This is a genomic window from Burkholderia sp. AU18528 (assembly GCF_002223215.2).
In the GTDB taxonomy this organism is placed as follows: Bacteria; Pseudomonadota; Gammaproteobacteria; order Burkholderiales; family Burkholderiaceae; genus Burkholderia; species Burkholderia semiarida.
The window spans coordinates 266582-293315 of the sequence record NZ_NKFC02000009.1 but is presented as its reverse complement, the minus strand read 5'-3'; the positions used below and the strand labels follow the sequence as shown (position 1 = coordinate 293315).

At 70.1% G+C, this 26734-nt stretch carries 29 protein-coding genes; 10 read left to right on the top strand and 19 right to left on the bottom strand.

Features of this window, described 5'->3' with window-relative positions; all coding sequences use genetic code 11:
* Positions 1-21: 21 nt before the first annotated feature.
* From CFB52_RS32010 to CFB52_RS31990, 5 genes are all read right to left on the bottom strand, one after another.
* Positions 22-1455, bottom strand: a complete 1434-nt coding sequence (locus tag CFB52_RS32010; protein ID WP_099318430.1) for an RNA polymerase factor sigma-54 — start codon at positions 1453-1455, stop codon at positions 22-24.
* Between the two features lie 374 nt (positions 1456-1829).
* A complete protein-coding gene (locus CFB52_RS32005; protein WP_059575031.1) occupies positions 1830-2144 on the bottom strand; it encodes a hypothetical protein in 315 nt (104 codons plus the stop codon).
* A gap of 45 nt (positions 2145-2189) precedes the next feature.
* On the bottom strand, positions 2190-2501 hold the full coding sequence (locus CFB52_RS32000; RefSeq protein WP_099318429.1) for a hypothetical protein: 312 nt from the start codon (positions 2499-2501) through the stop codon (positions 2190-2192).
* The gene (locus CFB52_RS31995) at positions 2498-2746 is read right to left on the bottom strand and encodes a hypothetical protein (RefSeq protein WP_059637853.1); all 249 of its coding nucleotides are present in this window, start codon (positions 2744-2746) and stop codon (positions 2498-2500) included. Before CFB52_RS31995 ends, CFB52_RS32000 begins: the two co-directional genes overlap by 4 nt.
* Before the next feature lie 217 nt (positions 2747-2963).
* On the bottom strand, positions 2964-3266 hold the full coding sequence (locus CFB52_RS31990; RefSeq protein WP_059575029.1) for a hypothetical protein: 303 nt from the start codon (positions 3264-3266) through the stop codon (positions 2964-2966).
* Positions 3267-3432: 166 nt separating this feature from the next.
* Here CFB52_RS31990 and CFB52_RS31985 point away from each other — a divergent pair, with 166 nt between their 5' ends.
* The 3 genes from CFB52_RS31985 to CFB52_RS31975 all read left to right on the top strand — a co-directional run bounded on the left by CFB52_RS31985 (position 3433) and on the right by CFB52_RS31975 (position 4784).
* Positions 3433-3687, top strand: coding sequence for a hypothetical protein (locus CFB52_RS31985; RefSeq protein ID WP_099318428.1), 255 nt, complete (start codon positions 3433-3435; stop codon positions 3685-3687).
* 97 nt (positions 3688-3784) lie between these two features.
* Positions 3785-4216, top strand: coding sequence for a CBS domain-containing protein (locus tag CFB52_RS31980; RefSeq protein WP_059637162.1), 432 nt, complete (start codon positions 3785-3787; stop codon positions 4214-4216).
* 91 nt (positions 4217-4307) lie between these two features.
* Positions 4308-4784, top strand: coding sequence for a PRC-barrel domain-containing protein (locus tag CFB52_RS31975; RefSeq protein ID WP_059575026.1), 477 nt, complete (start codon positions 4308-4310; stop codon positions 4782-4784).
* A gap of 123 nt (positions 4785-4907) precedes the next feature.
* Here CFB52_RS31975 and CFB52_RS31970 read toward each other — a convergent pair whose 3' ends face one another.
* Positions 4908-5387 (bottom strand): response regulator, encoded by a 480-nt coding sequence (locus CFB52_RS31970; RefSeq protein WP_059575025.1) that lies wholly within the window; start codon positions 5385-5387, stop codon positions 4908-4910.
* Positions 5388-5620: 233 nt separating this feature from the next.
* Here CFB52_RS31970 and CFB52_RS31965 point away from each other — a divergent pair, with 233 nt between their 5' ends.
* Both CFB52_RS31965 and CFB52_RS31960 read left to right on the top strand, forming a co-directional pair.
* A complete protein-coding gene (locus CFB52_RS31965; protein WP_060967423.1) occupies positions 5621-6292 on the top strand; it encodes a UdgX family uracil-DNA binding protein in 672 nt (223 codons plus the stop codon).
* Positions 6289-7581: an Nramp family divalent metal transporter gene (locus CFB52_RS31960; protein ID WP_060310436.1), complete on the top strand. Its 1293-nt coding sequence runs from the start codon at positions 6289-6291 to the stop codon at positions 7579-7581. The genes CFB52_RS31965 and CFB52_RS31960 overlap by 4 nt, the downstream gene beginning before the upstream one ends.
* A gap of 86 nt (positions 7582-7667) precedes the next feature.
* Here CFB52_RS31960 and CFB52_RS31955 read toward each other — a convergent pair whose 3' ends face one another.
* From CFB52_RS31955 to CFB52_RS31925, 7 genes are all read right to left on the bottom strand, one after another.
* Positions 7668-8279 carry a DUF892 family protein gene (locus tag CFB52_RS31955; RefSeq protein WP_059575023.1) on the bottom strand — a complete coding sequence of 204 codons (612 nt, stop codon included), beginning with the start codon at positions 8277-8279 and terminating at the stop codon, positions 7668-7670.
* Positions 8280-8338: 59 nt separating this feature from the next.
* The gene (locus tag CFB52_RS31950; RefSeq protein ID WP_060310438.1) at positions 8339-8953 is read right to left on the bottom strand and encodes a DUF4142 domain-containing protein; all 615 of its coding nucleotides are present in this window, start codon (positions 8951-8953) and stop codon (positions 8339-8341) included.
* A 34-nt stretch (positions 8954-8987) separates the two neighbouring features.
* Entirely contained in the window at positions 8988-9845 is an 858-nt protein-coding gene (locus CFB52_RS31945; RefSeq protein ID WP_099318427.1) for an SDR family oxidoreductase, read from the bottom strand.
* A 128-nt stretch (positions 9846-9973) separates the two neighbouring features.
* The gene (locus CFB52_RS31940) at positions 9974-10540 is read right to left on the bottom strand and encodes a hypothetical protein (RefSeq protein ID WP_099318426.1); all 567 of its coding nucleotides are present in this window, start codon (positions 10538-10540) and stop codon (positions 9974-9976) included.
* Positions 10541-10601: 61 nt separating this feature from the next.
* Positions 10602-10901 (bottom strand): DUF2795 domain-containing protein, encoded by a 300-nt coding sequence (locus CFB52_RS31935; protein WP_034209262.1) that lies wholly within the window; start codon positions 10899-10901, stop codon positions 10602-10604.
* A 28-nt stretch (positions 10902-10929) separates the two neighbouring features.
* Positions 10930-11958: an SDR family oxidoreductase gene (locus tag CFB52_RS31930; protein ID WP_060310440.1), complete on the bottom strand. Its 1029-nt coding sequence runs from the start codon at positions 11956-11958 to the stop codon at positions 10930-10932.
* A gap of 30 nt (positions 11959-11988) precedes the next feature.
* The gene (locus CFB52_RS31925) at positions 11989-12393 is read right to left on the bottom strand and encodes a BON domain-containing protein (protein WP_059575206.1); all 405 of its coding nucleotides are present in this window, start codon (positions 12391-12393) and stop codon (positions 11989-11991) included.
* A 244-nt stretch (positions 12394-12637) separates the two neighbouring features.
* Here CFB52_RS31925 and CFB52_RS31915 point away from each other — a divergent pair, with 244 nt between their 5' ends.
* Together CFB52_RS31915 and CFB52_RS31910 are read left to right on the top strand one after the other, a co-directional pair.
* The gene (locus CFB52_RS31915) at positions 12638-13957 is read left to right on the top strand and encodes a glycosyltransferase family 1 protein (RefSeq protein WP_060310441.1); all 1320 of its coding nucleotides are present in this window, start codon (positions 12638-12640) and stop codon (positions 13955-13957) included.
* The gene (locus CFB52_RS31910) at positions 13957-15003 is read left to right on the top strand and encodes a UDP-glucuronic acid decarboxylase family protein (RefSeq protein ID WP_059575017.1); all 1047 of its coding nucleotides are present in this window, start codon (positions 13957-13959) and stop codon (positions 15001-15003) included. The genes CFB52_RS31915 and CFB52_RS31910 overlap by 1 nt, the downstream gene beginning before the upstream one ends.
* Positions 15004-15034: 31 nt before the next feature.
* On the opposite strand, the gene CFB52_RS31905 is transcribed toward CFB52_RS31910, so the two are convergent.
* Complete coding sequence (locus tag CFB52_RS31905) at positions 15035-17341, bottom strand: ATP-binding protein (RefSeq protein ID WP_099318425.1); 2307 nt, start codon at positions 17339-17341, stop codon at positions 15035-15037.
* A 131-nt stretch (positions 17342-17472) separates the two neighbouring features.
* On the opposite strand from CFB52_RS31905, the gene CFB52_RS31900 reads away from it, so the two are divergent.
* Together CFB52_RS31900 and CFB52_RS31895 are read left to right on the top strand one after the other, a co-directional pair.
* Complete coding sequence (locus CFB52_RS31900) at positions 17473-18174, top strand: PIG-L family deacetylase (protein ID WP_099318424.1); 702 nt, start codon at positions 17473-17475, stop codon at positions 18172-18174.
* Complete coding sequence (locus tag CFB52_RS31895) at positions 18153-19076, top strand: glycosyltransferase family 2 protein (protein WP_099318423.1); 924 nt, start codon at positions 18153-18155, stop codon at positions 19074-19076. The genes CFB52_RS31900 and CFB52_RS31895 overlap by 22 nt, the downstream gene beginning before the upstream one ends.
* Before the next feature lie 29 nt (positions 19077-19105).
* On the opposite strand, the gene CFB52_RS31890 is transcribed toward CFB52_RS31895, so the two are convergent.
* On the bottom strand, positions 19106-20473 hold the full coding sequence (locus CFB52_RS31890; RefSeq protein ID WP_059575013.1) for a sigma-54 dependent transcriptional regulator: 1368 nt from the start codon (positions 20471-20473) through the stop codon (positions 19106-19108).
* Between the two features lie 344 nt (positions 20474-20817).
* Here CFB52_RS31890 and CFB52_RS31885 point away from each other — a divergent pair, with 344 nt between their 5' ends.
* Positions 20818-21867, top strand: coding sequence for a sigma-54-dependent Fis family transcriptional regulator (locus CFB52_RS31885; RefSeq protein WP_099318422.1), 1050 nt, complete (start codon positions 20818-20820; stop codon positions 21865-21867).
* Positions 21868-21904: 37 nt separating this feature from the next.
* Here the strand turns inward: CFB52_RS31885 and CFB52_RS31880 are convergent, their stop codons facing one another.
* From CFB52_RS31880 to CFB52_RS31865, 4 genes are read right to left on the bottom strand one after another with little or no spacing between them, the layout of a single operon-like run.
* Positions 21905-22855, bottom strand: coding sequence for a glycosyltransferase family 4 protein (locus CFB52_RS31880; RefSeq protein WP_059575008.1), 951 nt, complete (start codon positions 22853-22855; stop codon positions 21905-21907).
* On the bottom strand, positions 22845-23933 hold the full coding sequence (locus CFB52_RS31875) for a glycosyltransferase family 9 protein (protein WP_099318421.1): 1089 nt from the start codon (positions 23931-23933) through the stop codon (positions 22845-22847). Before CFB52_RS31875 ends, CFB52_RS31880 begins: the two co-directional genes overlap by 11 nt.
* A gap of 57 nt (positions 23934-23990) precedes the next feature.
* Positions 23991-24992: a glycosyltransferase family 2 protein gene (locus tag CFB52_RS31870; protein WP_099318420.1), complete on the bottom strand. Its 1002-nt coding sequence runs from the start codon at positions 24990-24992 to the stop codon at positions 23991-23993.
* Entirely contained in the window at positions 24989-26734 is a 1746-nt protein-coding gene (locus CFB52_RS31865) for a carbamoyltransferase C-terminal domain-containing protein (protein WP_099318419.1), read from the bottom strand. The genes CFB52_RS31870 and CFB52_RS31865 overlap by 4 nt, the downstream gene beginning before the upstream one ends.

Sequence of the window (26734 nt, the reverse complement as noted above, 5' to 3'; positions counted from 1 at the left end):
GTGGTTGGAACAATGAGGCCGTCACGCGGCGTCGCGGCGCCGCAGGTCGGCCGGCGGAATCTTCATCGCCTGGCGATACTTGGTCACCGTCCGACGCGCAAGAAGAATGCCGCGGCCCGCGAGATTTTCGGCGAGCGCGACGTCGGACAGCGGATCGGTATGCCGCTCGGCCGCGATCATGTCGCGGATCAGCACCTTCGCGGCGGAGGCCGAGCACACGCCCTTGCCGGCCGCCTCGAGCTTGCGCGGGAAGAAATGCTTGAACTCGAACGTGCCGTGCGGCGTGGCCATGTACTTGTTGCCGGTCGCGCGCGACACGGTCGACTCGTGCAGGTCGAGTTCCTCCGCGATATCGCGCAGCACCAGCGGCTTCATCGCGATCTCGCCGTAGCGGAAGAAATCGCGCTGCCGCGCGACGATGCATTCGCCCACGCGCTGGATCGTGTCGAAGCGCTTCTGCACGTTGCGGATCAGCCAGCGCGCTTCCTGCAATTGCTGGCCGAGCGGCGAATCGCGCTCGCCGCTCGACTGCGCGAACAGCGTCGCATAGCGCTCGTGCAACCGCGCACGCGGCAGCACGGCCGGATTGATCGTGACGATCCACTCGTCGCGCACCTGACGCACGATCACGTCGGGCACCACGTAGTCGCCGCGCGTGCTGCCGTAGTGATTGCCGGGGCGCGGGTCGAGCCCGCGCACCAGCGCGCAGGCGGCCTGCAGCGTCTGCTGATTGCAGCCGAGGCGCCGCTGGATTTCGGCCGTCTCGCGGCGCGCGAGCCGCTCCAGATGCTCGCGCGCGATCGCTTTCGCTTCCGCGAGTGCCGGCGTGCCGGCCGGAATCGCGTCCAGTTGCAGCACCAGGCATTCGGATAACGAACGAGCGGCGATACCCGGCCGGTCGAGCATCTGCACGAGCCGCAGCGCGACCGCCAGATCCTGCTCCGACAGCAGCCACGCGGGATCGGCGGCGACCAGCAGTTCAGGGAGTTCCTGCCGCAGGTAGCCGTCGTCGTCGAGCGCATCGATCACGAGGCGCGCGGCCTCGCGATCGCGTTTGTTGAGCGGATAGAGCCGCAGCGCATCGTGCAGCTGCTGATGCAGCGACGGCTCGGCGGCCATCCATTCGCCGGGCGACAGCCCGTCGGTGTCGTCGCCCTGCCGGCTCGTGCCGCGCGGCGCGGGCGCGGCGGTAAACGGCACCTCGCCGTCCGGCGGGCGGATTTCGTCGCGCTCGGGCGCCGTTTCAGGCGCGGCCGCTTCGGTCGGTTGCTCAGGGGTGGCGGCAGCGGTTTCGTCGTCGCCCGGGCCGTCTTCGAGAAACGGGTTCATGTCGAGCGCCTGACGCAATTCCTGTTGAAATTCGAGCGAGGACAACTGCAGCAGCCGCAGCGACTGCTGAAGCCTCGGCGTGAGTGCGAGATGCTGTCGCATCTGCAGCGCAAGCGAGACGGGCATCAAAAGCCTCCTGACGGTTCGGTTCGGGTGTGTCTTCTACCGAACGTCATGCAGCATCCGTGCCAGCCGCGCGAAGCGCGGCAGGGCGCGGCTCTCGGGGGTTCGCACCCCGTGTCGCCCCGCGCCGGAGCCTGCTTTTTTACAAGGCCGGGGCAAGTTTGGGGGCACGTATTTCGCTCGGGCAAACGCGGCCCCGCCCTGGGCCGACTGCCCGTCCTCATTCGCATCGATGCGGTCGCCCTCCGACCGGTCGAGTAAAGCGGTCGACGATTCGGGCAGATGGCGCCGGATGCGCGTGCGGATTCTCCATCGCGTTGCCCCGGCCGCATCGCGGTGCCGCATGCCGTGGCGCGGCGCCACAGCGCAACGTCCTGTCAGTACTGCATCGGCGGCGGCGTGCCCGGCAGCGGCCGATCGCCCTGCGTGCCGTTCGGGCCGGGCGGCGGTGCGTCGACCGGTTCGCCGACGGTTGCGCCCGGCGGCATCGTGTTGCCCGGCGACGGACGCGTGTCGTAGCGCGTGTTCGCGTCCGGCATCGTCGTGGTCGATTGCGCGCCGCGGCCGTCGGGCGGCGCGGGCGGCGCCGCGCGCGTGCCGTACGGGCCGCCAGCCGGTTGCGTGCATGCGCCCAGCGCGCACGCGGCGGCCAACGCACACGCGCCCACGCGGATCGTCTGGATCGTGTTCATCGAATGCTCCTCCCATGGCTGCGGGCCGCGCCGTGGCGGCGCGGCTCAGAGCCGGTTGAAATGGAAATCGCCCGCGTACGCGGTCGGTGCGCGGCGCGCCATCATCGTGTCGAATTCGGCCGCGACGCGCGTGAGCGAGCCGCGTTGCCGGCCGACGTCGGCCCGTTCGAGCGCGGCGAATGCGTCGCCGTCGAACGTCACGGTCAGCGACGCCGGATGGCCGTCGACGCGAAAGCCGATATGCAATGCGCCGGCCGGTTGCTCCTCGACATGGAACGGGATCGCGCGCGCCTCGAAATGGCGGCCCAGCGTTTCGGCGATGTCGCGCAGCAGGCCGGGTTTCACGCCGATGCTCATCGCAGGCCCTCCCTTTCCGGTCTCGTTCGCGGCGCCGCGCTCACCGGCGGCGCCCGCACCGGCGGCTCGCGCGACGGCGGATCGCGTTCCGGCGGCGCATGCCCGGGCGGATCGCCCTCCGGCTGCCGGTACGGCTCCGGCATGTCCGGCGGCACGTCGTCGGGGTCGGGCGGCTCCGGGTCCGGCTCGACGTCGGGAAGCGGCGGTTCGGGCCGTTGCAGCCACTGCGCGGGTTCGTGTTTCATCGGCAATTCCATCGTTGCGGGATTCGGTCGGGATCGGCGCGACAGCCTCATGGCGACGATTCGCAAGCCGCATGCCGTGCGGCGGGGCCGCCCGCACACGGAGATCGCACGGGGACCGCGCGGGAATCGATACGCGGGCGGATACACAGCCGCGCGGTGCCGCGCGAAGCGCCATGCCTTCGCTACACCGTTCGCTGAAAATCTTGCAAGCGCGCCGCTACGCGTCATAGGCGGCCATCACCAGCCACAGCTCGCGGCCGTCGTCGCGCACGCGCGCGGCGAGCGCGTACGGATCCGACGGCTCGCACGCCCGCTGCAGTGCGAAGCGCGCGGGCTCGGTCGCGCCGAACGTCTCGTCGCCGAGCGGCCGCACGTCGGCCTTGCCTTCGAACATCCGGCGCTCGGGGCGGTAGATCAGCGGCTCGCGCTTCCACGTATCGAAATGGCTTTTCACCGAATCGAATCCGCCCCCGCATACGTTGATCTCATAGCGCACGCCTGGTCGTCGTTTCGGAATCATCGTCGTGCCTCCGCTTGATGTGTGCGCAGCAGACACGCCGTCGCGCCTGCGTCGTCATCGTCGTCATGGTCGTCTGCGCCGCTGCGGCAAGTCGCGTGCCGGGGGGCGAACCGGGAACGCCGGTTGCGGCACAGGCGCATCATCGTCACCGATACGGAGCACCGCCATGAAGGATCCGACCCGGCCCGGCCAGAACGCACCGGCGCACGAGCGGCAACCCGATCCGCAACCGCCGCTGAAGGATCAGGACCGCACGCGTACGGGCCATTCCGAACGTCATATCGACAAGCAGCTCGAGGACACGTTTCCGGCGAGCGACGCGCCCGCGACGGGCGGCGTCACGCGCATCGAGCCCGACACGCCGCCCGGCACGCACGACGACGGGCCGTGGCAGGACAAACGCGACCGCGACGACGCGTGACGCGGCGGCGGCGCGCACGGCATGTGCTTTGCTGAACCGCGGCGGCCGCATCGGCCCATTGCTACACGTTGCTACACCCACCCGCAAGGAGAATTGCATGCATCGCGTCCACGAAATCATGTCGCAGGACGTCGTGCGGATCTCGCCGACCGACTCGATCCGTCACGCCGCCCAATTGATGGAGCGCTACGACATCGGCGCGCTGCCCGTGTGCGACAACAACCGGCTGGTCGGGATGGTGACGGACCGCGATCTCGCGGTGCGCGCGATCTCGGCTGGCAAGCCGCCGGAGACGCGAATCCACGAGGTGGCGTCCGGCCCGATCGAATGGTGCTTCGACGACGATTCGCTCGACGAGATCCAGCACTACATGGCCGACGCGCAACTGCGCCGGCTGCCCGTCGTCGATCACGACAAGCGACTGGTCGGCATGCTGTCGCTCGCCGACATCGCGACGCGCACGGCGAGCCCCGAGCGCGACGACGTGGCGAACACGCTCGAAGGCGTGTCGCAACCGAAGCAGACGTGACGAAGCGATTCCCGCTTCGCCCTGCCCACCCCGCGCGACCCGCAGGGCCCGCCCCGGGCACGGTCGCGCCCCACGCAGCCTGGAGGAAACCATGCAGACTTCCAATCAAGGTCAGACCCGCATCATCGGCAAGGGCGCCGCGACGGCGGCCGGCCCCGGCCCCGACGTGATGGCGGCCGATACGCTGGAAGGCGACAAGGTCTATACGACCGACGGCGACGACGTCGGCAAGATCAAGGACATCATGCTCGACGTGCGCTCCGGCCGCATCGCGTATGCGGTGCTGTCGAGCGGCGGCATCCTCGGCATCGGCGACAAGCTGCACGCCATTCCGTGGAGCGCGCTGACGCTCGACACCGAGCGCAAGTGCTTCCTGCTGTCGGTGTCGTCCGAGCGGATCCGCAACGCGCCGGGGTTCGACAAGGACCATTGGCCGGCGATGGCCGATCCGCAATGGGCCGAGCCGCTGCACGAGTTCTACGGCAGCACGCCGTACTGGAGTGCCGGCGACGAACTCGGGCTCACCGACCCGACCGAGGACCTGAACGATCCGCGCGGCCGCCACTGAGCGCGCCACGACGTGGCGCCGGAGCGCCGGCGCCTTTGATGCGACACGCCCCGCTCCGCGCGGGGCGTTTTTTGTCCGCCGCGCCGTGCCGGCAGATGCCGCACCCGCGCGCCGCCCGCCTTTTTACAAGGGGCGTGTAACGTCCCCGTCCGGCTTCGCGGCACCGCCGCTCGCCGATTCGAGGTAGCCCAGCAGCCGGTGCGGCGTCAGCGGCTTCGCGCAATGCGCGTCGAAGCCGGCTTCCTTCGCCTGTTCCTGATCCCGCCGCGACGCGAGCCCGCTGCACGCCACCAGCAGCATGTCGGCCGTTTGCGGATCGCCGCGCAGTCGCGCCGCGAGTTGCAGCCCGTCGAGGCCCGGCATCGCGATGTCGAGCACGACCGCGAACGGCTGCCAGTCGCGCGCGACGTCGCACACCGCGAACGGATCGTCGGCAACCCGGCACTCGAAGCCGCGCGCCTCCAGCAGCAGGCGCAGCGCATCGGCCGCTTCGCGATAGTCGTCGACGACCAGCACGCGGCGCGGGCGGCGTGGCACGCTGTCGGGCGCGCGCCACAGCAGCACGTCGTCGGCGGCCGGATCGTCGCCGGGGTCGGGTTGCATCGTGCTTCTCCTGTCGTTGGACCGGTTTGCCAAGCAAGGCGCGCGCCCATATCGATCGAGTGCGGCATGCCGGTTGCTGTCTCTTTCGCATCGCCGACACAGGAGTCTTTCATGCGCACGATGCGGCTTCCGGCGCCCGCTCTGCTTCCCTCCGCCCGTGCGACAGCACGAGCGCCGGCATGTTCCGCGCAACCGCGGCGCGCCGCTTGCCCGGCCCGGGCCGGGGGCGCCGCATGACGCGCAAACCGCCCGCGCGCCCGGCATCCACGCCGCCGCCGACCGACGACGATGCGCCGGCCACGCTCGACGCGTGCCGCCGCTGCACGCTGTGGGAGCACGCGACGCAGCCGGTGCCGGGCGCCGGGCCCGTCGACGCGCCGATCATGCTGGTCGGCGAGCAGCCGGGCGACCAGGAGGACCGCGCGGGCCTGCCGTTCGTCGGCGCGGCCGGCCGCATGCTCGATCGCGCACTCGACGAAGCCGGGATCGAACGCTCGCACGTCTACCTGACGAATGCGGTCAAGCACTTCAAATGGGAGCCGCGCGGCAAGCGGCGGCTGCACAAGACGCCCGCGCAGCGCGAAGTGGCCGCGTGCCACTACTGGCTCGAGCGCGAGCTCGAAGCCGTACAGCCGCGCGTGGTGGTCGCGCTCGGCGCGACGGCGCTACGCGCGGTGCTGCAGGACAACGACGCGACGCTCGAGCGCACGCGCGCGCCGGTGCGCACCGAGGACGGCCGGCTCGTCGTCGCCACCTATCATCCGTCGTACGTGCTGCGCACGCGCGGCGCCGATTCCCGCGAACACGCCTACCGCACGCTGGTGGACGCATTGCGCACGGCGTCGCGCCTCGCGCGCGAGCGGCGCCACGGCGGCGGGCGCCCGTCGCACGGGGACGCCGGATGAGCGGACTCGACGAAGACGCGCGGCCGGCGGCCGAAGCGCCGCCGCCCGCCGCGAAGCCGTGGTATAGGCGGCTCGGCCCCGGCCTGCTCGCGGGCGCATCGGACGCCGATCCGAGCAACGTCGCCGTCTACGCGCAGGCCGGCAGCCAGTTCGGTTTCAACATGCTGTGGATGATCGTTGTCACGCTGCCGATGATGGTCGCGGTGCAGCTCGCGTCGGCATTCATCGGCCGGCGCAATCGCGAAGGGCTCGTGGCCGGCATCCGCGAGCACTTTTCCGATCGCGTCGCGAAGACGCTGATCGTGATGGTCGTGATCGTCAACGTCGTGAACGTCGGCGCCGATCTCGCGGCGATGGGCGATGCGACGGCGCTCGTCGTCGGCGGCCGCAGCTATTGGTATGCGCCGCTCTACGGGATCGCGTCGCTCGCGTTGCAGGTGCTGCTGTCGTACGAACGCTACGCGCGCTGGCTGAAATGGATGACGCTCGGCCTGATCGCGTACGTACTCGAACTCGGCTTCGTGCACATCGACTGGGCCGGCCTGCTGCATGCGATCGTGCTGCCGCAGATCGCGTTCACGCATGCGTATGCGACCACCGCGGTCGCCGTGCTCGGCACGACGCTGAGCCCGTACCTGTTCGTGTGGCAAGCCGCGCTCGAAGTCGAGGAAACCACGGCCGAGCAACAGGACGGCGAGCGCAGCACGCGCCGCGAGACCGAGCGGCGCATTACGTTCGATACGTGGACCGGCATGATCGTCACCAACGCGGTGTCGTTCTGCATCATGGTGATCGGCTCGGCCGTCTTCTTCGCGCGCGGCCGGCACGACATCGGCAGCACCGCGCAGGCCGCGGAGGCATTGCGGCCGATCGCCGGCGAAGCCGCGTTTCTCGTATTCGCGTTCGGCATCGTCGGCTGCGGGCTGCTCGCGATTCCCGCGTTCGCGGGCAGCGCCGCCTACGGGTGCGCGGAAGCGTGGCGGTTCCGCGAAGGGCTGAACGAGCCCGTGAAGCGCGCGCCCGCGTTCTACACGGTGCTGGCGCTGTGCGTGATCGTCGGCATCGCGATCTGCTTCGGCCCGATCGACCCGATCCGCGCGTTGTACTGGAGCGCGGTGCTCAACGGCATCGCGGCGGTGCCGATGCTCGTGCTGGTGATGCTGCTGTCGCGCAAGCGCGATGCGGCTGGCCAGCCCGGCAGCGGGCCGGTGTCGAAACTGTTCGGCTGGCTGGCGGTCGTGCTGATGGCGGCGGCGGTGGCCACGATGATCGTCGATCTGCTGACGTGATCGACGGAACGGAGATGAACGAGGTTGCGTGCGCAACCTTCTCGACCAGCAAGCGGGCGGCCGCGCCGCCCGCTTGGCCCGCGATATTACATCATCTTGCCGCGCGAGCGCTCGGCACGCGCCGCATCGGCGGCGGACTCCACTTTCTTCACTTCCTCCGGCGGCGGGAGCACCGCCTTGAAGCCCATCGACTCGATCCACATCTCGCGCGCCCAGCCACGCGTGTGATACAGGTGATGATCCTCGTCGGCCTCGACTTCATCGTGCGCGGCCTTCAACACCTTCGCAGCGTTACTGTCGGGCAGTTGATCTGCCGCGTAGCCGATCAGCTCCCAGTTCAGGTGGTCCTTGGTTTCGGCCAGCACCACGCATTCGGCCGCGACGACCTGCGCGACCGCCGGGTCGGCCTGCTTCTTCGCCTGCTCGATCACCTGCACCAGCGACTTGCCGGTCGCCGCCACCGCGGCGCGCCCCGGCGACTGCGTATCCGGGTCGAGGCCGAGCGTTTCGAATACCTTGCGCAGCACCTCCTGGTGATGCAGCGTCTCCCGATGGTACTTCTCCCATTCCTTGTGCAGGTCCTCGTCGGTCGCGCACTGGAGCGCGGCCTCGTAGATCTGCGCGCCGCCAAGCTCGGTCTCGTATGCCTGGCAGAGCAGTTCGAGGATACCTTCGTGCTTCGATTGCCGTTGGGCCATGACTGCTTCTCCGAAAAAGCGGGCCGCACGTGCGGCCCAGGGGTGGAACCGGGCGCGCGTTATTGCGCGCCCACCTTGCGTGCGACCGTTTCCGCCATGCTCAGGTGATGCTTGAGCGTCGGCAGCGTGGATTTCGCGAACGCGCGCAGTTGCGCGTCCTTGCCGTCGCGCGCTTCGTCTTCGAACAACGCGACCGCCTTCTTGTGCGCATCGGGGCCGGCCGCCGCGAGATAGGCGGTGTCGAAGTCGTGCCCGCGCTTGCCGCGCAGCGCCTCCACGTCGGGGTCCGAGATCGTGTCGACCTGCGGCTTCATGCCCTTGCGCGCAGCGATCTCACTGAGCTTCGCGTTCGCCTTGCCGTGGTCCGCGACCATCCGTTTCGCGAATGCCCGCACGTCGGCCGACTGCGCCTGCTTCAGCGCGAGCTGGCTGGCCTGCACTTCCGCCTTGCCGGCCATCGCGGCCTTGTCGACGAATTCCGCGTCGGCGCCCTTCGGCGCTTTCGCGATGCCGGGGTCGCCCGCGGCGCCCGCGCCCGACGACGGATTGATCACGCCGCCCGGCACATGCGAATTCGACGCGGGCGGCTCGCTCGGCATCTGCGCGCGGGCGAGCGCCGACACCGCGAGCACGCCGGCGGCGAGCGCCGCGATCGTCCAGTTGGGTTGTCTCATCTGCTTTCTCCTGGTACTTGCGTGGAAACGGCCATCAGCCGCCGACGATCGAGCCGCCGTTCGGGTGCAGCGTCTGCCCGGTCATGTAGCTCGCGCCTTCCGACGCGAGCAGCACGTAGCAGCCGATCAGTTCGTCCGGCTGGCCCGGCCGCTTGAGCGGCACGTTCGAGCCGAATTTCTCGACCTGCTCGGGCGTGAACGTCGACGGAATCAGCGGCGTCCAGATCGGCCCCGGCGCGACCGCGTTCACGCGGATGTCGCGCTCGGCCAGCTCGATCGACAGCGAGCGCGTGAACGCGACGATCGCGCCCTTGGTCGCCGAGTAGTCGGGCAGCTTCGGACTGCCGTGATACGCGGTGACCGACGCCGTGTTGACGATGCGGCCGCCCTGCTTCATGTGCGGCAGCGCGGCCTGCGTGCAGAAGAACATGCCGTACACGTTCGTGCGGAACGTGCGTTCGAGCTGTTCCTCCGACACGTCCTCGATGCCGGGCTGCGGATGCTGCTCGCCTGCGTTGTTGACGAGCACGTCGAGCCGGCCGAGCCGCTCGACCGTGCGCGCCACCGCGTCGCGCGCCTGCCGGCGATCGCCGACGTCGCATGCGATCGCCTCGCAACGCCGTCCGGCCTGCTCGATCAGCGTCTTCGTGTGCGCGGCATCGTCGGATTCCTTCAGGTAGACGATCGCGACGTCCGCGCCCTCCTTCGCGAAACCGATCGCCACGGCGCGGCCGATCCCGCTGTCGCCGCCCGTCACCAGCGCGACCTTGCCCGCGAGCTTGCCGCTGCCGACGTAGTCGGCCGCCTCGTCGCGCGGCTTCGGGTGCATGTCGCGCTCGGTGCCCGGCTGATGCGACTGTTTCTGCGGCGGTGGAGTCTGTGCGGTGGTCATGTGTTCCTCCTTGAACGAATGCCGTCGATGCTGCGCAAGCGGCGTGCCACGCGCGGCGCACGCCGGCCCCCGCGCGCCGGCCGGGTTTCGACGGTGTGCTTTGCAAGCGCTTGGAAAAAAGGGCGTATTCAGCGCGGCACGTCGGATGGCGCTTCGTCGGGCCGGCGCACCGGATCGAAATCGCGCCATTCGCCGTTCTGCCAGTCGCCCTCGACGCGCTCGATCGACTTCGCGCCGGTCGCGCGCAGCACGTCTTCGGCGGCCGTCGCAGTGTCGGGCGTCACGCGCGCGGCGAGGATCACGCCGGTTTGGCTCTGCGCGAGCGTGCCTTTGCCTTCGGCCTGCTCGCCGCGCATCCGGCCGAGCGCGCCGCCGAACGCACCGAGATAGGCGCCGGCCAGCGCGCCGGCGGCCGGCACGAACCAGTAGCGCAGGCCGACCGCATACACGATCAATCCGGCGACGACGCCGATCAGCAGCCCGCGAATCGCGCCGATCATCGCGCCGCGCCCGCCCGGTTTTGCCGCCGTGTCGGCATACACGTCGCCGCCGATCGGGAAGCGCGCGTGCTGGCCGCCGGGGTTCAGGAAGAAGATCGACACGTCGTCGGGCCCGAACGCGCGCTCGTAGAGGTGACGCGCCCCACCTTCCGCTTCATCGAACGTCGTGAAACGGCCTGCGACGATCATCGCCATGGTCGTGCTCCTCGTGATGGGTGCGCCGCGCGCTCGCGCACGCGGCGCGACGGGGCGGCGCTTACATCAGCCGCCCGAGTTCCTTCGATACCGATGCGGGCGTGTCGTACTCGCGCTCCGGGATCTTGCGCAGCATGTCGAGCACCTCGCGGTCCGCATGCGCGCGTTCCGCGCACTGCACGACGTCCGACTTGCTCGCCGGGTAGTCCATGCCCTTGAGCGCCTTCTGCACGTCGACGGGGCTCGGCGGCTTGCCGTGGCCCGTCTGATGGCCGCCCTTGTCGTGGTCCTGCTGCGTGCGCTCGCCTTCGTGCGCACGCGAGTGGCTGTATTCGTGGCCCGTATGTTGTCGGGATGTCATGAAAGCCTCCTTGGAAAATGAACGAAAATCACGCGGACGGACGGCGTGTGCGCGCGAACGCGGCAAACATCAGCGCCGCCGCGCCGAGCGCGACCGCGCCGGCAACCTTCGGCCGCTGCACCACCGTGTTGTACGCACAGCTGCGCAGCACGGGGCCTTCCATGCCTTCGCGCTCGTGCAGCGCATGGCGCGAGTCGTACAGCGCGTTGTCGTCGCGCGGCCGCGCGGGCCGCACCGTGCGCTGGCCGCGCGAGAACAGCGTGGCCGCGACGCGATCGAACAGGCGCGGCGCGTGGTACGCGCTCGCCGACGTGAACTTCGCGGCGCCGCCGACGAACAGCGTGCGGCGCGGATGCGCGGCCGCGAACAGGATCGCGTCGGCCACCAGGTCGGGGTCGTAGATCGGCGGCGGCAGCTTCGCCTCGACGTTCATGTAGTTCTTCGCGTGCATCACGAACATCGTGTCGATCGCGGCCGGCTTGATCAGCGTGACGGAAACCGGCAGGTGGTCGGCCTCCATCTCGAGTCGCAGCGAATCGGTGAAGCCCTTCACCGCGTGCTTCGATGCGACGTACGCGCTTTGCAGCGGCACCGGCGCGTCGGATGCCTCGCTGCCCATGTTGATGATCGCGCCGCCGTGGAAATCGCTCTTGCGCCGGAAATGGTCAGCCGCGACGAGCGAGCCGTGCACGACGCCCCAGTAGTTGGTGTCGAACAGCCGGCGCTGATCCTCGAGCGGCACCTGGGCCGCCGTCCCGAAGATCGACACACCGGCATTGTTGACCCAGGTGTCGAAGCCGCCGTACGTATCGGCCGCCGTCGCGGCCGCGCGCTGCAGATCCTCGATGTTGCCGACGTCGCCGGCGACCGGCACCGCGAGGCCGCCGTGCTGGCGGATTTCCTCGCACAGCGTGTTCAGCGCGTCCTCGTTGCGTGCGAACAGCACGAGCTTCGCGCCCCGCCGCGCCGCCTTGCGCGCGGTGACGAGACCGATGCCGCTCGTCGCGCCGGTAATCACGATCGTCTGTTCGCCGACCGGTTTGAGCATGCAGTTCATCGCTGGACTCCTGTGACGGTCGACGCGCGGTTATTTGGGCCGGATGGTCAACTGGTCGCGCACGTCCTGCACGCCGTCGACCTGCTTCACGACGCCGACGGCCTGCGTGCGCTGCTGTTCGTCGGGCACGCTGCCGGTGAGCGTCACGGTGCCGTGCCGGGTCTTCACGTGGATGTCGCCGGCCGACAGGCCGCTCGTGCCGACGAGCTCGGCCTTCGCCTTGGTCGTGATCGTCGCGTCGCGGATTTTCGTGCCGGTGCTCGAACGCGACGACGACGTCGACGACGATGCGGCGCCGTCGTCGCCGGCGGCGACCGCGTTCGGCGCGACGACCATGCACGCGGTGGCCGCGGCGATCGCGACCGCCATGCCGGTGCGCAGCGCGCGTTGACGGCGGATTCGCGGAGAGCGGGCTGGTAGCGGGGATACCTTCATCGTGACCTCCTTTTCGTCAAGCCGGACGCGCCGGCAGGTGAACGGGAGCCGCGCAAGTCGCGTGCCGCGCCGCGTGCGCCGCATGCATGCACGCCAGCGCGATCAGACGCCCTTTCATCCAACGCGTTGTAATTTTTTCGGCACACGGGGAAGCGGTTTTCCCCGCAATGCAGCGGGCATGCCGATTGCCGAGGGACGGGTAACGGCGGCCCGTGTGCGCGGCCCCGATATCGGGAGCAAGACCATGCAAAGAATCGCGTTGATCAGTGAACATGCATCGCCGCTGGGGGTGATCGGCGGCGTCGATGCCGGCGGCCAGAACATCTATGTCGCGAACGTCGCGAAGCAGCTCGCGGAGCGCGGCCTCGACGTCGACGTCTACACGCGCTGCGACAATCCGCACTTGCCGGAAGTCGTGCCGATCGGCCCGCGCATGCGCGTGATCCACGTGCCGGCCGGGCCGCCGACCGACGTGCCCAAGGAGCGGCTGCTGCCGTACATGGGCGCGTTCGCGCAGTACATGATCGCGCGCATGCGGCGCGAGCCCGACCCCGTCGACGTGATGCACGCGAACTTCTTCATGTCCGGCGACGCCGCGCTGCGCGTGAAAAAGGCGCTCGGCATCCCGCTCGTCATGACGTTCCATGCGCTCGGCCGCGTGCGGCGGCTGCACCAGGGCACGGCCGACGGCTTCCCCGACGCGCGCTTCGCGATCGAGGACACGCTCGCGCGCCGCTCGGACCGCCTGATCGCCGAATGCCCGCAGGACGCGCTCGACCTGACGACGCACTATCGCGCCGACACCGCACGTATCGAGATCGTGCCGTGCGGCTTCGACGCGCGGGAATTCCGGCCGGTGCCGCGCGTCGATGCGCGCGCACGCCTCGGTTGGCCGCAGGACGCATTCGTCATACTGCAACTGGGCCGCCTCGTGCCGCGCAAGGGCATCGATACCGTGATCGACGCGCTCGCGCGCATGCCGCGCGATCCGCAACGGCCGACGCACCTGTACGTGGTCGGCGGCAGCCAGCCCACGCCCGACCTCGCGCGCGACCCGGAACTCGCGCGGCTCGCCGCGCTCGCGCACGCACTCGGCATCGCGAACCGCGTGACCTTCGTCGGCCGGCGCGATCGCGACGCGCTGCACCTGTACTACAGCGCGGCCGACGTGTTCGTGACGACGCCGTGGTACGAGCCGTTCGGCATCACGCCGGTCGAGGCGATGGCGTGCGCGACGCCGGTGATCGGCAGCGACGTCGGCGGCATCCGCACGACCGTCGACGACGGCGCCACCGGCTATCTCGTGCCGCCTCGCGACCCGGCCGCGCTCGCCGCGCGCCTCGTGCAACTGCGCGCGCAACCGGACCTGTGCGCGGCGCTCGGCCGCGCCGGCTACCTGCGCGCGCACCGCTTCTACACCTGGCAAGGCGTCGCCGACCGGCTCGTCGACATCTACCGCGACGTCGCCCGCGCGCAGCGCGCCGGCACGTCGGCGGTCACCGGCCGGCGCACGCCGGTCGGCACCACGCAAGGCGTGCTCGCACACCGCAAGGAGAATACGTAATGAAGGGCTACGATCGAAAACGCGTCCTCGTCACCGGCGGCGCCGGCTTTCTCGGTTCGCATCTGTGCGAGCGCCTCGTGACGGAGGGCCACGACGTGCTGTGCGTCGACAATTTCTACACGGGCACGAAGGACAACATCGCGCACCTGCTCGATGCGCCGAACTTCGAGCTGATGCGGCACGACGTGACGTTTCCGCTCTACGTCGAAGTGGACGAGATCTACAACCTCGCATGCCCGGCGTCGCCCGTTCACTACCAACGCGACCCCGTGCAGACGACGAAGACCAGCGTGCACGGCGCGATCAACCTGCTCGGCCTCGCCAAACGCGTGAAGGCGCGCATCCTGCAGGCATCGACGAGCGAAGTGTACGGCGACCCCGACGTGCATCCGCAGGACGAGCACTATTGCGGCCGCGTCAATCCGACCGGCATCCGCGCGTGCTACGACGAAGGCAAGCGCTGCGCGGAGACGCTGTTCGCGGACTATCACCGCCAGTACGGCGTCGACGTGCGGATCGCGCGGATCTTCAATACGTATGGCCCGCGCATGCATCCGGCCGACGGGCGCGTCGTGTCGAACTTCGTCACGCAGGCGCTCGCGGAACAGCCGTTGACCGTCTACGGCGACGGCAAGCAGACGCGCTCGTTCTGCTACGTGGACGACATGATCGACGCGTTGATCCGGCTGATGGACGAAGCGGGCGACGCGAGCGAGCCGGTCAACCTCGGCAGCGACGTCGAGATCGCGATGATCGACGTCGCGCGGGAAGTCGTGCGGATCGTCGGCGCGACCGTGCCGATCGAGTTCCGACCGCTGCCGGCCGACGATCCGCGCCAGCGGCGGCCGAATCTCGCCGCCGCGCAGAAGCGGCTTGGCTGGCGCGCGACGACGACGCTTGCGAACGGGCTCGCGCACACCGCGCGGTACTTCATTCAACGCCAGGTCACGCACCACACGCCCGGCGATCTCGTGCGCAGCACGCGGATCGCGTCGCATCTGCTCGCGCAGGTCCATACGCAGAACCGGCCGGCACCGACCACCTGACGGGCGGCCGGCCGCCGCTGGACGAAACGCGTCAGCCGTCGCGCTTCGTCACGTGCGCGATCTTGCGCGCCAGTTCGCGCACGTCGACCGGCTTGCACAGGTAGCCGTCGAAGCCGGCCTCCAGCGCGCGGCGCTCGTCGGCGAGGCCCGCGTGGGCGGTGACGGCCAGCACGCGCACGTCGGGCGGCCCGCCGTCGCCGTTCAGCGCGCCGCGCCGCAACGCTTCCAGCAGCCAGAAGCCGTCGCCGTCGGGCATCGCGAGATCGGACAGCACGACGGTCGGGCGCATGTCGGCCGCCATCGCGAGCGCCTCGCGTCCCGACGACGCGATCGCGACGGCCGCGCCGAGCGTGGTCAGCGCGGCCGTGAGGCTCGCGCGCGTGGTCGCGTCGTCGTCGACGATCAGGATGCGCTGCGTATCGAGCGTGAGCGCGTCGCGGCGGCCGCTCGCCTGCACGATGCCCCACGCCATCGCGCCGGCCGGCTGCCACCCGGCCGGCAGCGTCACCGTAAACGTCGTGCCGCGATCGCGGCCCGCGCTCGCGACGGTCACGCGGCCGCCGTGCAGCTCCGCGATGTGCCGCACGATCGACAGGCCGAGACCGAGCCCCCGCCGCGGCGACGCGGGCGAATCGTCCGCGCGGCGGAACATGTCGAACACGTATGGCACGAACTCCGTCGCGATGCCCTGCCCGGTATCGGTGACGGTCAGCACCGCATGCGCATCGTCGCGCGCGAGCCGGACCGTCACGCTGCCGCCGGCCGGCGTGAACTTCATCGCATTCGAGATGAGATTCGACAGCATCTGCCGCAACCGCTCGGCGTCGCCCGACACGATGCACGCGGAGGCGTCGCAGTCGAATTCGAGCATGATGCCGGCCGACGACGCCGCGGTCTGGAACGTGCCGACCTGATCGGAGAACAGCCGCACGACGTCGACCGGCGTCGCATCGAGCCGCAGTTTGCCGGTCGCGAGCGACGACGCGTCGAGGATGTCGCCGACCATCCGCGTGAGCGAACGCGCGCTGCGGTCGATCGCGTCGATCGCCTGATGCTGCAACGCGTGGTCGTCGGTGTTGCGCAGCACCTCGATCCACCCGTAGATCACGTTCAGCGGCGTACGCAATTCGTGCGACACCGTGGCCAGCAGTTCGTCCTTCAGACGATTCGACGTGTCGGCCTGGTCGAGCGCATCGCGGGCGCCTTGCAGCGAGCGCTGCGCCCGCAGGTCGCGGCGGCGCTGCGCACCGGTTTCGCGCAGTGTCAGCGACAGCGCGACGCAGGCCCGCGCGTCGCCCTGCACCGGGCACGCCGATACCGTCGCCCGAAACCGCCGCCCGTCGCGCCGCACGCACAGCAGTTCGACCGGCCCGACCGGCTCCCGCATCGCGTCGAACGTCTCGGCGAGCGGATTGAGCCGCAACCAGCGCCGTGCGATCAGCGTGTCGAGCCGGCGGCCGCGCGCGTCGGCCTCGTCGTAACCGAAGATCCGCTGCGCGGCCGGGTTCCAGCTCGCGATGCGGCCGTCGGCGTCGATCCCGACGATCGCATCCGGCGACGCCTCGACGACCGCCTGCTGGAGCCGCGATGCGTCCATGCGCGCGCGCTCCGCGCCGGCATCGCGCAGCAGCAGCACCGCGCCGTCGAGGTTGCCGTCCGCATCGCCGATCGGCGACGCGACCGCGACGATCGGCACCGGATCGTGGTCGCCGGCCCGCAGCCAGTGCCGGTCGGACGTCGCCTCGGCCCCGCCGAGCGCGCGATCGAGCGGCGTGGTCTGCACGCGGCGCCCTTCGTGATCGACGATCCGCAATACATCGCGCACCGGTCGCCCGATCGCCTCGTCCGGCTCGCAGCCGACGAGTTCGGCCGCGGCCGCGTTCAAATAGGTGAGCCGCCCCGTCGGATCGGTCGCGATCACGCCGTGCGGCACCGCGCGCAGCACGGCTTCGAGCCGCCGGCGCGCGGCGGCCTCGCGTCGGCGCGCGCGATCGCTCGTGACGCGCGTGCGATGCAGCATCGACGCGACCGCGCATACCAGCGCCCCGATCAGCATGAACGTGCCGAGCTGCACGAGCCGGTCGGGCAGCGGCGCCGTATAGGCAGCCGGATCGGACAGGAACAGCGTCCACACGAGCAGCCCGCTGACCACCGTCGACACGATGCCGAACAGGAACGACGTCACCCACGCGGCGCCGGCGAGCAGCGGGTAATACAACACGAACGGCAGATTCACGCCGCCGAAGCGGATCGCGAGCGTCTGCAGCACGGTCGCGATCGCGACCAGCATCACGGCGGTCGCGTAATTTCCGGCCTGCGGCCGTGCAATTTCGGTCATCGGACACGCTCCTGCGGGGACAGTCGGCGGCGGCCGGCGCGGATGCCGCCGGCAGGCACGGCGCATGCTGGCCCGCATGCTGGCCGATTCGCACCGGCGGCCCGGCCGCTCACGATGGAGATCTTCACGCCATGCCCGACCCGACACGCTGGCTCGTCGTCTCGCCGCATCTCGACGATGCCGTCTTCAGTTGCGGGCAACTGCTCGCGCACGCGCCCGGCTCGATCGTCGTGACCGTCTTCGCGGGGATGCCGCCACCCGGCACGCCCGCGCCGCCGTGGGACCGCCGCGCGGGGTTTCGCCACGCCGACGAAGCGATGCGCGCGCGCCGCGACGAAGACCGCCGCGCGCTCGCGCTGCTCGACGCCCGCCCCGTGTGGCTCGACTTCCTCGACGATCAGTACGGCATACCGACTACGTCGATCGCGATCGCGACACGCGTGGCCGCGACGATCGACGCCCACCCGGGCTTCGGCGTGCTCGCGCCGGCCGGCCTGTTCCACCGCGATCATCTGCAGGTGCACGAAGCCATGCTGCGCCTGCTGCGCGACGACGATGCGTCGCGCGTCTGGCGCTTCTACGAGGACGCGCCCTACCGCCGCATCGACGGGCTGATGGCCCACCGCGTGGCCGGCTGGCGCGAGCACGGCTGGCTCGCGCATCCGGTCGCCGCGCCGGCCGGCAGCGGGACGGACGGCGCCGCCGCGAAAGCCGCCGCCGCCGCCGTCGACGCCTATGCCAGCCAGGTCACGCTGCTCGAGCCTCATATGCGTGCCGCTCTCCGCGAACCCGAAACGATCTGGCGGCTCGAATGCGACGTCACGTCCGCGTAACGCCCGCGCGCGTCGCGCTGCCGCCGCGCGAGCCGCGCGTGACCGCGATCGTGCTGACCTGCCGGCGCGCGGCCGAACTCGCGCGCACGCTCGACCACCTTTCCGCGCTGCCCGACCGGCCGGCGATCGTGGTCGTCGACAACGCGGCGGACGCCGAGACGGCCACGCTGATCCGCGAGCGCTACCCGCATGTCGCGCTCGTGCACGCGCCCGGCAATCTCGGCGCCGCCGGCCGCAATCTCGGCGTCGCCGCGGCCCGCACGCGCCACGTCGCGTTCTGCGACGACGACACGTGGTGGGCGCCCGGCTCGATCGCCGAAGCCGCGAATCTGCTCGACGCGTATCCGCACGTCGCGGCCGTCACCGCACGCGTGCTGGTCGGCCCCGACGAGCGCGAGGACCCGACCTGCCGGCTGATGGCCGACAGCCCGCTCGACGCGCCGGTCGCGCTGCCCGGCCGCCCGATCCTCGGGCTGCTGGCCGGTGCGACCGCATTCCGGCGCGACGCGTTCGTGCGCGCCGGCGGCTACCATCCGCGCTACTTCCTCGGCGGCGAGGAAGCGCTGCTCGCGCTCGACCTGTATCGCGCCGGCCACTGGCTCGTGTATGCGCCGGGCCTGACCGTCCATCACCATCCGTCGACGCGGCGCGACCGGACGATGCGCGCGCACACCGCCGCCCGCAACGCGGTGTGGACCGCGTGGCTCAGATGGCCGGCCGCCGCCGCGTGGCTGCATACGGCGCGCATGCTGCCGCTGCTGCGCCGCGAACGTGCGGTCGTGCGCACGTTCGCCGGGCTGCCGTGGATCCTGCGCGAACGACGCACGATCCCGCCGCGGATCGAACACATGCGCCGTCTGCTCGAGCGCGATACGCGCCGCGAGACCGGAACGGGCACATGAGCGGGAACATGAACGCGATCGTAGCGGCATCAGGAATCGGGTTTTTCCGCTTCGTCTTCCAGTTGCGCGAGCCGGTTGTAGATCGTCTTCAGGCTGACGTCGAGCACTTCGGCCGCCTGCGCCTTCACGCCGCCGCATTGGGCGATCGTGCCGAGGATCAGCTTGCGGTCGACTTCCTCGAGCGGCGTGCCGAACGGCACCGTCACGCGATCCTCGTGCGAATCGACCATGCTCGACAGCTCGTCCATGATCGGCGGCGGCAGCGTGTCGATCACGTCGGCATCGGTGAAGATGCTCGCGCGCTGCACGAAGTTGCGCAGCTCGCGCACGTTGCCCGGCCATTCGTAGGTCTTCAGCGCTTCGCGCGCGGCCGGCGAGAAGCGCAGGTTGCGGCCGCTCTCCTCGTTGTAGCGCTGCAGGAACGCATCGGCGAGCATCGGGATGTCGTCGCCGCGTTCGCGCAGCGACGGCAGCGGGATCGGGAACACGTTGATCCGGTGAAACAGGTCGGGCCGCAGCTTGCCGTCCGCCATCGCGGCTTCCGGGTCGCGGTTCGTCGCGGCGACGATGCGCACGTCGACGTCGATCTCGCGCGTCGAGCCGAGCCGCGTGACGCGCCCGGTTTCCAGCACGCGCAGCAGCTTGACCTGCGATTCGAGCGGCATCTCGGTGATTTCGTCGAGAAACAGCGTGCCGCCGTCGGCGCGTTCGAAGAAGCCCTTGTGCTGGCGTTCGGCGCCGGTGAAGCTGCCGCGGTCGTGGCCGAACATCTCGCTCTCGACGAGGTTCGCGGCGATCGCGCCGCAATTCACCGCGAGGAACGGCCCGCGGCGGCGCAGGCTCAGGTCGTGCACCGTCTGCGCGGCGAGTTCCTTGCCGGTGCCCGATTCGCCGGTGAGCAGCACCGACGCTTCGGTGCGCGCGACGCGGCCGATCGCATCGTAGACGGCCTGCATCGCGGGCGAGCTACCGAGCATGCGGCCGAAGCGGCCGAGGCGCTGCAGTTCCGAGCGCAGCTCCGCGATTTCCTCGTGCAGCGCGGTCGTGCGCGGCACGCGCGCGAAGATGCTGTTCAGCCGCTGCATGTTGAGCGGCTTCACCAGATAGTCGCTCGCGCCGCGCCGCAATGCGTCGATCGCGGTTTCGAGGCTCGCGTGGCCGGTGGTCAGCACCATTTCGCAATGCCCGCGCTTGGGCAATGCGTCGAACAGATCCATCCCGTTGCCATCGGGCAGCACGAGGTCGCACAGCACGAGATCGGGGGTATGCGTCGAGACGAGCGTGCGCGCTTCTTCAAGCGTCGCGGCCGTATCGCACGAGAGCTGCTGCGTGCGTGCGAGCGTGGCGAGCATCGTTCGCGTATCGGCGTCGTCTTCGACGATCAGGACGTAAGGCATCGAGGCTCCTTGTAATGCGGGCCGGCGCGTACATCGGCCGGCGCCGCGACACGTGCAGCGCAATGCGCGTCACAGAGCCCACGACGGCATCCTCCACGCTGCACACGAATCGCAGACAAGCTGTCCTGCAATGAAAACGCGTGCTTAGCAGTATAGAAGAACGGTGTCTCGCATTCGTCGCCCATCGAATAAATCTATCCGCCGACGCAAGCCGCATTGCCAGATTCAATGTCGGCGAATCGGCATAAAAGGTATTCTGAGTACCTGAAAGACGACGTGTGCCACGTCGTTTCTACCTGGCCACGACACATTCGGTCAAAACTTCCCAATCCGGTTACTACTCCATGTCGAAATCCGACGATGACGGCACGCGACTGTTCGGTCGTTCGCGAACAATTCAGGATCTGCTGCTGAAAGTGTCGCGCGTCGCCGCCACCCGCGTGAGTGTGCTGGTGGTCGGCGAAAGCGGCGCGGGCAAGGATATCGTCGCCCGGCTCATTCACGACATGAGCCCGCGCCGTCGCGGCCCGTTCGTGCCCGTCAATTGCGGCGCGATTCCGAAGGACATCGCGGAGTCGCAGTTGTTCGGTCACGAGAAAGGCAGCTTCACGGGCGCCGTCGCGCAGCACGTGGGCATGTTCGAAGCCGCGCGCGGCGGCACGCTGTTTCTCGACGAGATCGCCGAGATGCCGCTCGAATTGCAGGTCAAGCTGCTGCGCACGCTCGAAACCAACACGATCGTGCGCGTGGGCGGTCACGAGCCGATTCCGCTCGACGTGCGGATCGTCGCGGCCACGCATCACGATCCGGTCGAAGCGATGCGCAGCGGCAGGCTGCGCGAGGACCTGTTCTACCGGATCGCGCCGATCGCGTTGCACGTGCCCGCGCTACGGCAGCGCGAGGACGACGTCGGCGACATCGCGGTGCAGATCGTCGAACGGCTGAACGCGCGGCACCGCACGCGAAAGCGGCTGTCCACCCAGGCGATGAAGGCGCTGCGCACCTACACGTGGCCCGGCAACGTGCGCGAACTGCGCAACGCACTCGAGCGCGCGTTCATCCTCGCCGACGAGCAGATCGAACTGCAGTTGCCGCGCCGTCCGCCGCCGCGCGAGGAAGTGCGCCACAACGCGATGACGCTGCATATCGGCACGACGCTCGCGCACACGCAGCAGCGCTTCATCGTCGCGTCGCTGCGGCATTTCAACGGCGACAAGCCGCGCACCGCGAAGGCGCTCGGCATCAGCCTGAAAACGCTGTACAACCGGCTCGCGCTGCTGTCCGAAAGCGAGCGCAACGCGGCAAGCGGCAACGCGCCGCCGGCCGGGAATGCATCGAACGGCGGCGGCGCCCCCGCTGGGCCGCCTGCGTCGCCGTCCGCGACGACGCCGTGAGCGCGGCGGGGCACGCCGCCGCCGTCGCGTCGGCGCGTCACGCCGTCATGTCGCGCAGCGCGGCGTCCCAGTCGCGTGCAAAGCGTTCGATGCCGAATCGCTCGCACGCGTCGCGCCTGGCCGCCGCGCCCCACTCGCGCGCCAGGTCCGGATCGCGGATCAGCATGCGCATCGCGTCGATCAGCACGCCCGGCCGCGTATCGGCCACGCCGTTGCTGCCGGTCCTCACGAGTTGTGCCATCTCCGTCGTCGCGAGTGCGACGATCGGCAGCCCGATCATCATCGCCTCGATCACCGCGAGCCCGAGGCTCGTGTAGCGGATCGGATTGAAGAAGAACCGGTAGTGCGACAGGAACTGCGGCAGCGCGGGGTTCGGCACCTCGCCGATCCCGCCGAGTTCGGCCGACCCCATCCCGACGAGGTCGATCGGCACACTGTGCCGCACGACCTCGAACAGATCCGCGCCGAGGCGCCGGCCGCGCCGCGCGAGATTGTTCACGACGGCCACGCCCTTCGGCAGCGTGCCGCGATACTCGATGCCTTCGGGCACCAGCACGCCATGCTCGATCACGCGCGTCGGCGTCACGCCGTTGTCCCACATCAGCGCGTTGAACGGCGTCACGTGCACCAGCAACACGTTCGGGTCCTGCACCGGATGCAGCGTGTCGGTCGGATGCTCGCGCGGCGGATCGTGCTCGACGAACAGCGTCGGCAGCGCACGTTGCGCTTCGCTCAGCAGCCGCAGGCGGTCGTGCTGGTAATGCTTCACGTGCTGGTACAGCACGCAGTCGAATTCGGTGTCGCGCACGCACTCGGCCGGCACCTCGTGCACGTTGTCGCCCCACGGCAGGTGCCCGACCCGGCCCGCATAGCCGGGCGGATGCTGCGGCTTCGTCACGATGTAGAAATCGTGCGGCGCCTGCGACAGGTAATACAGATAGTTGCCATGCACGTGCCAGGTCAGCACGCGCAACCGCTTAACAGACATGACGCTTCTCCTCCGCGAGCAGTTCGCCCGCCCGCTCGATCACGTCGCCGACGCCGATCGCCGTCGCGCACTCGTGCCCGTACGGACAGGTATCGAACATGCACGGCCGGCATGCCGGGTAGTTCGCGAGTACGCGATGGCGTTCGGCGTCGAGCGGCGCCCAGCGGGCCGTATCGCTGCCGCACGCGACGACGATGCTCGGCGTGCCGAGCGCCGCCGCCACGTGCGACACGCCCGTGTCGTTGCACAACAGCAGCCGCGCGCGGGCGATCAGCGCGGCGAGCGCGCCGAGCGGCGTGCGGCCGCACAGGTTCACGCACGGCCGCCCGAGATGCTCGGCGAATGCGGCGGCCAGCGCCAGTTCCGCGCGCGTGCCGGTCAGCACGATCTGCCAGCCGTCGTCGGCGAGCTGCCGCGCTGCCAGCGCGAAGCGCTCGACCGGCCAGCGGCGCGACGCCATCCGCGCGCCGGGATGGACGATCACGTAGCGGCCGGGATCCAGCCCATGTTCGTCGCAGAGCACGTGCCACAGCGCGTAGTCGAGCCCGCCGAGCGGGAATTCGAGGAAGTCGCCCCAGTCCGCGTAGCCGAGCTTGCGCGTGAGCGCCAGGTAGCGCGTCACTTCCGGCTCGTCGTCGCGCCACACGAGCGCGCAGTCGAGCGCGGCCGTGCCGCCGTCGGCCGGCACGAAGCCGGCCGTGCGCGCCGCGCCGAGCGACGCGACGATCGCGTTCGTGTGCGCGCCGCTGCCGTGCAACTGGATCGCGAGATCGAAGTCGCGCGCGCGGCATTCGGCGATGAATGCCTCGCGCGTGGCCGCGTCGGGTTCGGGCTGCTCGCCGAGCCCCGGTGCGCCGGGGAACGCGATGAAGCTGTCGATGTAGTCCGAAAAGCGCGACGCGAATTCACGCGCCCACGGCAGGCCGATCAGCGTGATGCGCGCATCGGGTTCGCCGCGCCGCAACGCCCGCAGCGCGGGCACCGCGCACAGCATGTCGCCGAGCTGCAGCGCGCGGAACACCGCGATCCGTTTCGGGCCGCGCGGGCCGTCGGAATCGAGGTCTGGATCGAGCTTCATCACGATCTGCTCCGGGAAACCCCGCCATGGATGGCGGGAAGGAAAGGTAGGAGGACGTCAAAGAAAAAGCACACGGAAGTGAAGCGCGCCGCGCATGCGCCAGTACAGCGACACGGGCGGAATCGCGATGGAGGTGACGATCATCTCGGCCACATGCGACGGCGTGAGCTGCGTGCCGCGCAATCGCTTCGCGCAGAACCCGGCGGTAATCGCAGCCCACACCGCCGCGCACACGATGGCCGGCGCCGGCCAGCCGGCCGCGAAACAGCCGAGCGCGCCGAGCGCGGCGAGCACGGCCGCGTAGTAATGCCACGGCGGCACGGGCCGGATATGGCGCCGGTAGGTCGCGCGATGCTTCTTGTACAGCAGCGCATCGAAGTACACCTTCGACTGCGCGCCGATGCTCGATCCCCAGCGCGCGGGACGCACCGGATGCACGATGCGCGCGGCATCGGCCTCGACGATCGGCCCCGCGTGCTCGCGCAGCGCGAACATCAGGTCGGCGTCCTCGCGCCACGCGCGCGTGAAGCGTTCGTCGAAGCCGCCGACGCGTTCGAGCGCCGCGCGCCGCACGAAGCAGTTCGCGGTCGCGAATTCCGCGTGGGCGAGCCCCGCTGCGTCGCGTTCGTAGTCGGTCGGGCACGGCCGCAACGGCACGTCGATCCGGCCGGCCGCGGCCGCTGCCGACGGCGCGGCCAGCAGCGCGGCCGCGCCGTTGCGCAGCCAGGCCGGATCGGGAATCGTGTCGTCGTCGGTGAACGCGATCAGCGCGCCGTCCGCGCTGCGCCACCCGACGTTGCGCGCGCCGGCCGGCCCCTGCGTGTCGGGCGCCGTCATGTAGCGGATGGCAGGCACGTCGGTCACGCGCGCGCGGCACGCATCGACCACGGCGCGCGCGCTGCCGGCCGGATCGTCGTCCACCACGACGATCTCGTAGGTGGCCGGATCGAACGCCTGCACGCACAGCGCATCGAGGCAGCGTTCGAGCAGATCGGGCCGCCGGTAGGTCGGCACGACGACCGACACGATCGGCGCCACGTGCGTGTCGCGCATGTTCATCTCGGCTTCTCCAGCAGGAACGGGCCGATCACGAGCGCGTCGAGCGGCGAGGTCCAGAAGCATTCGATCGCGTCGCGCGGCGAGCACACGATCGGTTCGCCGCGCGTGTTGAACGACGTGTTGACGAGCACCGGCACGCCGGTGAGCGCGTCGAACTCGGTCAGCAGTGCATGCAGCAGCGGATGCTGGGTTTCATCGACGGTCTGCACGCGCGCGGTGCCGTCGATGTGGCGCACCGCCGGAATCTTGTCGGCGCGCTCGGGCAGGACGTCGTACACGAACAGCATGAACGGCGCGCGCAGCGGCGTGCGCCGGCCGCCGCTGAACCAGTGATGCGCGCGATCCTCGAGCACGACCGGCGCGACCGGCCGGAAATCCTCGCGATCCTTGATCCGATTCAGCTTGCGCTGCATGTCCGGGTCGATCGGCGACGCGAGGATCGACCGTGCGCCGAGCGCGCGCGGGCCGAACTCCATGCGCCCCTGGAACCAGCCGATCACGCGGTTCGCCGCGAGCAGCGCGGCCGTCTGCGCGGCGACGTCGGCGAGCCGGCGGTACGGCAACTGTGCCTCCTTCAGGAACGCCTCGATCGCGTCGTCGTCGTAGGCCGGGCCGAGATACGCGTGATCCATGCGCCATTCGCCGCGCGCGCCGCGCATCCGGAAGTCGGTCCACAGCGCGGCGCCGAGCGCCGTGCCCGCGTCGCCGGCGGCCGGCTGCACCCACACGTCGTCGAACGGGCCGCGATCGCGGATCCGCGCGTTCATCACGCAGTTCAGCGCGACGCCGCCCGCCATCGCGAGCTGCCGCTCGCCGGTCTCGGCGGCCAGCCAGTCGACCGCCCGCAGCGTCGTCTCCTCGAGCACCAGTTGCAGCGCATGCGCGATGTCGCAGTGATGCGGCTCGATCGGGCCGCCGCGCTCGCGCGGCGCACCGAACAGCGCGGCCAGGTCCGCGTCGACCACTTCATAGCGCCCTTCGCCGCGATACTGCACGAGCTTGCGCATCTCGTCGGCGAACACCGGCTTGCCGTACGACGCGAGCGCCATCACCTTGTATTCGTCGGACGAGTGCAGGAAGCCGAGATAGCGCGTCACGCGCTCGTACAGCAGCCCGAGCGAATGCGGCAGGTTCACCTGCCCGAGCCGCCGGTACGAGCGGCCGTCGAACACGCCGTAGCTCGTCGTCGCGCGCTCGCCGCGCCCGTCCATCGTCATCACCGCGCAGCGCTCGAACGGCGCCGCGAGAAACGCGCTCGCCTCGTGCGCGAGATGGTGCTCGATGAAATGCCAGCGGAACGGCCCGTCGTGCGTGACGCCGCGAAAACGCCGCTGCAGATGATGCGGCGCGCCGCCCGCGAGCTGGCGCGGCGCGTTGACGATCGACGACAGGAACAGCGGATGCCACGGCGACGCGCCGTCCTCGCGCGGCGCATGCGCGGACGGCGACAGCGGCAGGGTCAGCGCCGGCGCGGTGCCTTCGCGATCGAGTTCGAACCACGGGTCGTACGAATACGCGACGTGGTCGACATCCGCGAGCGTGATGCCGGCTTCCGCGAGGCAATAGTCGATCGCGTGGAAAGGCAGCTCCCAGGTCGAGAACGGCACCGGGCGCTTCGCGTGCTTCACGTGCGTGAAGCGTTCGTCCTCGGCCGCCGCGATCACGACGCCGTCGCGCACGATGCACGCGGCGCTGTCGTGGAAGGCGGCGTTGATGCCGAGCGTATGGATCGGGTCTGGCAT